Genomic DNA, 5,067 nt, shown 5'->3' with positions numbered 1-5,067 from the left:
ATCACCACGCCCGAGCCGAAAAGCTCCGGCAGGCCACCACCGGCACCCGGCAACCGCTACAGTGAACCCTGCTCACGGGTGGGCACTTCCACCGGGCACAGTTGAGCACTTTCGATGAGCCTCATCAGTCGAGCCCGACGGGTCGGATGAGAGGTGGTGTCGTCGCTGCGGATGCGAGGGATCGCCGCGCGACACAGTGACCCGGCGTCTGGCGCACGAGCCGCTGGGTTGGCTGCCGACCACGCTGGGCCGAACGCTGAAGAAGCGCGCCGTCGACGTGCTGGCCTACTTCGACCGACCCGGCACCAGCAACGGCCCAACCGAGGCGATCAACGGACGACTCGAACACCTCCGCGGCTCCGCCCTCGGGTTCCGCAACCTCACCAACTACATCGCCAGATCGCTACTCGAGACCGGCGGCTTCAGGCCGCTGCTACACCCTGGATTACGAAGAGCCCCTTTCGTCGGGATCAGTCGACCGGAACCGCCAGGCGGGTGACCTCCGACCGCCCGCGCAGGGTGACTTCACCTTTCAGCGACCATCGGGTGCGCTCCGCTTCCGCGGCCACCTCTACCGCCCGGGCCGACGCCACCACGTGGCCGGGGATCGTCTTGGCCACGTCCGACAGCCGAGCCGCTTCGTTCACCGGATCGCCGATCACCGTGTACTCGAATCTCTCGTGAGCGCCCACGTTTCCGGCCACCGCGAGACCCTCGGTGACCCCGATTCCCGCCTCGCACTCGGGGACCTCGGTGCGCAACCGGCGGGCCATCTCCCGAGCGGCCGCGAGCGCACTGCCCGCCGCGTCGGCCATGGCGACCGGAGCGCCGAAGATAGCCAGCGCCGCGTCGCCCTCGAACTTGTTGACGAACCCGCCGGCCCGGTGCACCTCCTCGACCACGACTTCGAAGAAGCGGTTGAGCAGATGTACGACCTCGGTGGGCGGCCGATCGGCCGCCATTGTCGTCGAGCCGATGATGTCGATGAACAGCACCGCGACGTCGCGTTCCTCGCCGCCCAGTCGCGGCGACGACGCCAGCGCGGCCCGCGCGACGTCCTGCCCGACGTGCCGGCCGAAGACGTCGCGGATCCGTTCGCGCTCGCGGAGGCCGTCGGCCATGCGGTTGAATCCCGCCTGCAATTCTCCGAGTTCGGTTCCGTCGTAGACGACCACCTCGGCATCGAGGTCGCCCCGCTCGATGCGGGCCATGCCGGACCGCACCGACTCGATCGGCGCGACGCTGGTCCGGGCGGTGAGGAGCATCAGCGACGCCCCCAACAACAAGGCGAGTCCGCCGATCGTCAGGATCGTCACCGCGAAGCGGACGGGTGATACGGGACGGACGAAGCTGAAGACCGCCACGAGCATCAGCCCGACGACGGGAACGCCGCTGCCCAGCGCCCAGGCCACCATGATGCGGCCGCTGGTGCCGGTGAGTCGGCGTCGCGGGGTCGCCCCGGCCTCCAAGGCCCGGGCCGCGATCGGCCGCAGCGCGAACTCGCTGAACAGATAGACGAAGCCGCAGACCGTCAGGCCCGCGAGGGCGATGGTGAGCGCGACCTTCGGGATCGTGCGCGGATCCAGTACCCCAAACGCGGTCGCGAACAGCACCAGCCCCACCGCCCAGAACGCACCCTGCTGGGCGGTGAGGCGCATCGGCAATCGCATGGTTGCACGTCGCTCGTCGGGGGTGGGATCCCGGTCCTCGAGGATCCACCGCAGTTGTGCAAGGCCGCGCCGGGTCCCGAAAATCGTTCCCAGGACGATGGCACCGCCGACGTAGACGGGTGCTATGACGCCGGTGACGACGACGAACTCCGGACGCAGCACCGAGGGGCCCGGGACGACGACGTTGATCAACAACGCCGTGATCGCGGCTCCCGCGATGTTCGTGCCGAGCAGCAACAGGGTGAGCAACGTCTGCACGCGAACACGTTGGCGCCGGACGGATTCCGCGGGCGCGCCGAGCAGGGGCGAGCCGAGGGGCGAGGTGCGGCGGGTGCGAGGCATGGTCGTTCGAGGGTAGTCCGGGGCGATCCTCTAGGGTGGCAACGTGCGCCTTGTGATTGCCCGCTGTCGAGTCGACTACATCGGACGTCTGACGGCACACCTGCCGATGGCGCGTCGGCTGCTCTTGGTCAAAGCCGACGGATCGGTCAGTGTGCACGCCGACGACCGTGCCTACAAGCCGCTGAACTGGATGAGTCCGCCGTGCTGGCTGGTCGAGGAGTCCGCAGACGAGGCGCACGCCCTGTGGGTGGTGACCAACAAGACGGGTGAGCAACTCCGGATCACCATCGACGAGATCGAGCACGATTCGAGCCACGAGCTGGGTGTGGACCCGGGCCTGATCAAGGACGGTGTCGAGGCGCATCTGCAGGAACTGCTCGCCGAGCACGTCGAAACCCTCGGCCCCGGCTACACCCTCGTCCGCCGGGAATACCCCACGGCCATCGGTCCGGTGGACCTGCTGTGCCGAGACGCGGACGGCGGCACGGTGGCCGTCGAGATCAAGCGACGCGGCGAGATCGACGGTGTCGAGCAGCTCACCCGGTACCTCGAGCTGCTCAATCGGGACCCGTTGCTCGCGCCCGTCAGCGGTGTCTTCGCGGCGCAACAGATCAAGCCCCAGGCCAAGACCCTCGCGACCGACCGCGGTATCCGCTGCCTCGTGCTCGACTACGACGCCCTGCGCGGCACCGAGAGCAACGAGTTCCGGCTGTTCTGAAATGCCCCGCCGCAACGTTCCCCGATCGCAGGGCCGGCGCCGGCCCGATACCGGCGGGTCGACGTTCTCCGGGGCCACCTCCCGCACCGAATCGGGGCCGTCCGGTGCGGAGTCCGAGCGCTACACCGTGCGCACCGTCCCCGGGTCGCGAGCAACGAAGGCGTACCGCTGCCCCGGCTGCGATCACGAGATCGCGCCGGGAACACCCCACGTGGTCGCCTGGCCCACCGATGACATCGGGGGCACCGACGAACGCCGGCACTGGCACAACGGATGCTGGGCCGGCCGCGGTACCCGCGGACCGACCCGGCGGTGGTCCTAGTGACGGCTCAGCCGTCGTGGTCCTAGTGACGGCTCAGCCGTCGTGGTCCTAGTGACGGCTCAGCCGTCGTGTCCTAGTGACGGCTCAGCCGTCGTGTCCTGATCGCGGCTCAGTTACGGACCTTGCTGGCCACTGCAGGTGAGCGGCCGAGGCGATCGGTGGGCGGTGCGTCGTCGCCGGACCGTGCCTCCTTCGCCGAGTCGGCTCCGCCGTCGCTGTCCTCCGGCTTGCCGCCGGCCGCCGGGAGTTCCTTGGTGGCCGGTTCCTTCTCGGATTCCCCGGTGGCGATCTCCTTGGTCGCGTCGGCCTCGCCCTCGGTGGTGAGCGCGTCCCGGTCGCGGTCGAGCAGCTCGCCCTCGCGCGTCACCGCGGCGAGCATCGACGGCACGGCCTCGAGCTGACCCCGCACCCCGTCCAACTGGCTGAGGATGCGGCCACGCAGCACCCGCAGTTCCTCGGTCAGATCGCGGGCGTTGGCGATCTTCCGCTCGGACTGTTCGGTGGCGATCTCGAGCCGGCGTGCCGCTTCGCGGGACGCGATCTCGAGACGCTGTTCGGCCTCGGCCTTGCTGGTGCGCTCGAGCTCGTCGAGGGCGCCGAGGACCTTGCTGCGGCGCTCGCTCATGGCGATCTCGAAGTCCTGCTGGACCCGGTCCCGCTTGGCCTCCGCCTCCGCCGCGAGGCGGTCGCGCTCCGCTTCGGCGGCGGCGATGATCCGGGCGGCCTGGGCGCGCGCCTCCGCCATCGTCCGGGCGTGCTCCGTCTCGAATGCCTTACGCCGCTCGGCGAGCTCGGCGATCATCGCCTCGTAGTCCCCGCGCAGCCGGATGCCTTCCTGCTCGGCCAGAGAGATCATCTCGGCTGCGTCGGCCTCGGCCCGGGCCCGCAGCTCGGACGCCTCGTCGGAGGCGAGGCGCAGCATGCGGGAGATGCGGTCGCTCATGCCCTCGGCCGTCGTGGGCGGCACCGACAGCCGATCGACGTCCTTACGCAGCTCGTCGATCTCGTTGCGGGCGTTCTCGAGCTGTCGAGCCAGGTCGCGAGCCTGGGCGGCGGCCGCATCCCGGTCCGTGGCGGTCACGCGCAGCTCGGCCTCGAATCGGGCGAAGTAGTTGGTCACCTCGTCGCGGTCGAATCCCTTGCGCACGATGGAGAAGGGCAGGTGGCTTGGGGTGCGATCGCGATCGAAGACCATGGCGCCAATCTACCTGCTCGAAGCGGCCGGAGCTGCGCGTGCCGCCGCGTTGTGCTAATGCTGCGGCGGTGTGAACCCGGCGAGTCGGCCGGGTGAGATGGGGGCGGTCAGTGCGATCCGTGCGCAGCAGGTTCGACGAGCTCGACGAGCACGCCGCCGGCGTCCTTGGGATGGAGGAAGTTGATGCGGGAATCGGCGGTGCCGCGTCGCGGGGCGTCGTACAGCAGGCGCACGCCGTGCGCGCGGAGCTCGGCGGACACCGCATCGAGGTCGCTGACGCGGTAGGCGAGCTGCTGCAGGCCGGGCCCGCTGCGGTCGATGAACTTCGCGATCGTCGAGTTCTCGTTCAGCGGGGCGAGCAGCTGGATCGCGGTCGCGCCCTCCGGCGAGCCGGGAACCGACAGCATCGCCTCGCGCACGCCCTGCTCCTCGTTGACCTCCTCGTGGGTGGAGACGAGCCCGAGGTTCTCGGCGTACCAGGTGAGGGCGGCGTCCAGGTCGGGGACCGCGATGCCGACGTGGTCGATGGCGGTCACGAGGCCGGAGGTCAGCGCCGCGAGCGGAGTCGGAGTGGGGGAGGTCTCAGTCATGAATAAAGACGGTAGCGCTAACGTTAGATCAGTATGCGTCGGGATGGGCTTGCCGGCCTCGAGCCCGCGCGGAAGCCGTCACTCCCACCACCGGAGGAAATCCTCGTGACCAGTTCTGTCATCGTTGCCGGAGCCCGGACCCCGATGGGGCGTCTGCAGGGCGCCCTGAAGGACTTCTCCGGCTCGGACCTCGGCGGGGTCGCCATCGCCGGTGCCCTCGCCAAGGCCGG

General features: G+C 69.7%; 5 protein-coding genes and 1 pseudogene. 3 read left to right on the top strand and 3 right to left on the bottom strand.

Annotation, left to right across the window (positions count from 1 at the left end):
* Positions 1–241 precede the first annotated feature (241 nt).
* Positions 242–499 (top strand): annotated as a pseudogene (locus ACWPOB_RS28410) (transposase); the annotation flags it as partial.
* Here the strand turns inward: ACWPOB_RS28410 and ACWPOB_RS28405 are convergent.
* Positions 471–2,012, bottom strand: a complete 1,542-nt coding sequence (locus ACWPOB_RS28405; RefSeq protein WP_455402860.1) for an adenylate/guanylate cyclase domain-containing protein — start codon at positions 2,010–2,012, stop codon at positions 471–473. The pseudogene ACWPOB_RS28410 and the gene ACWPOB_RS28405 sit on opposite strands and share 29 nt — an antisense overlap.
* 43 nt (positions 2,013–2,055) lie before the next feature.
* Here ACWPOB_RS28405 and nucS point away from each other — a divergent pair, with 43 nt between their 5' ends.
* Both nucS and ACWPOB_RS28395 read left to right on the top strand, forming a co-directional pair.
* Positions 2,056–2,730, top strand: coding sequence for an endonuclease NucS (gene nucS / locus ACWPOB_RS28400; protein WP_100058018.1), 675 nt, complete (start codon positions 2,056–2,058; stop codon positions 2,728–2,730).
* 1 nt (position 2,731) lies between these two features.
* Entirely contained in the window at positions 2,732–3,052 is a 321-nt protein-coding gene (locus tag ACWPOB_RS28395; protein WP_455402859.1) for an ATP/GTP-binding protein, read from the top strand.
* Between the two features lie 109 nt (positions 3,053–3,161).
* Here ACWPOB_RS28395 and ACWPOB_RS28390 read toward each other — a convergent pair whose 3' ends face one another.
* Together ACWPOB_RS28390 and mce are read right to left on the bottom strand one after the other, a co-directional pair.
* Positions 3,162–4,247 (bottom strand): coiled-coil domain-containing protein, encoded by a 1,086-nt coding sequence (locus ACWPOB_RS28390; protein WP_100058020.1) that lies wholly within the window; start codon positions 4,245–4,247, stop codon positions 3,162–3,164.
* A 107-nt stretch (positions 4,248–4,354) separates the two neighbouring features.
* A complete protein-coding gene (gene mce, locus ACWPOB_RS28385) occupies positions 4,355–4,837 on the bottom strand; it encodes a methylmalonyl-CoA epimerase (RefSeq protein ID WP_100058021.1) in 483 nt (160 codons plus the stop codon).
* Between the last annotated feature and the right edge of the window lie 230 nt (positions 4,838–5,067).

The sequence above is a fragment of the Rhodococcus sp. 2H158 genome (assembly GCF_053764755.1).
Note: the sequence above shows the minus strand (reverse complement) of the source record. Positions and strands in the feature narration are given on the sequence as shown.

Bases quoted from the DNA above. Each gene is read 5' to 3' on its own strand.
- ACWPOB_RS28390 (WP_100058020.1), bottom strand. From the start codon at position 4,247: ATGGTCTTCGATCGCGATCGCACCCCAAGCCACCTGCCCTTCTCCATC.
- ACWPOB_RS28395 (WP_455402859.1), top strand. From the start codon at position 2,732: ATGCCCCGCCGCAACGTTCCCCGATCGCAGGGCCGGCGCCGGCCCGAT.
- ACWPOB_RS28405 (WP_455402860.1), bottom strand. From the start codon at position 2,012: ATGCCTCGCACCCGCCGCACCTCGCCCCTCGGCTCGCCCCTGCTCGGC.
- mce (WP_100058021.1), bottom strand. From the start codon at position 4,837: ATGACTGAGACCTCCCCCACTCCGACTCCGCTCGCGGCGCTGACCTCC.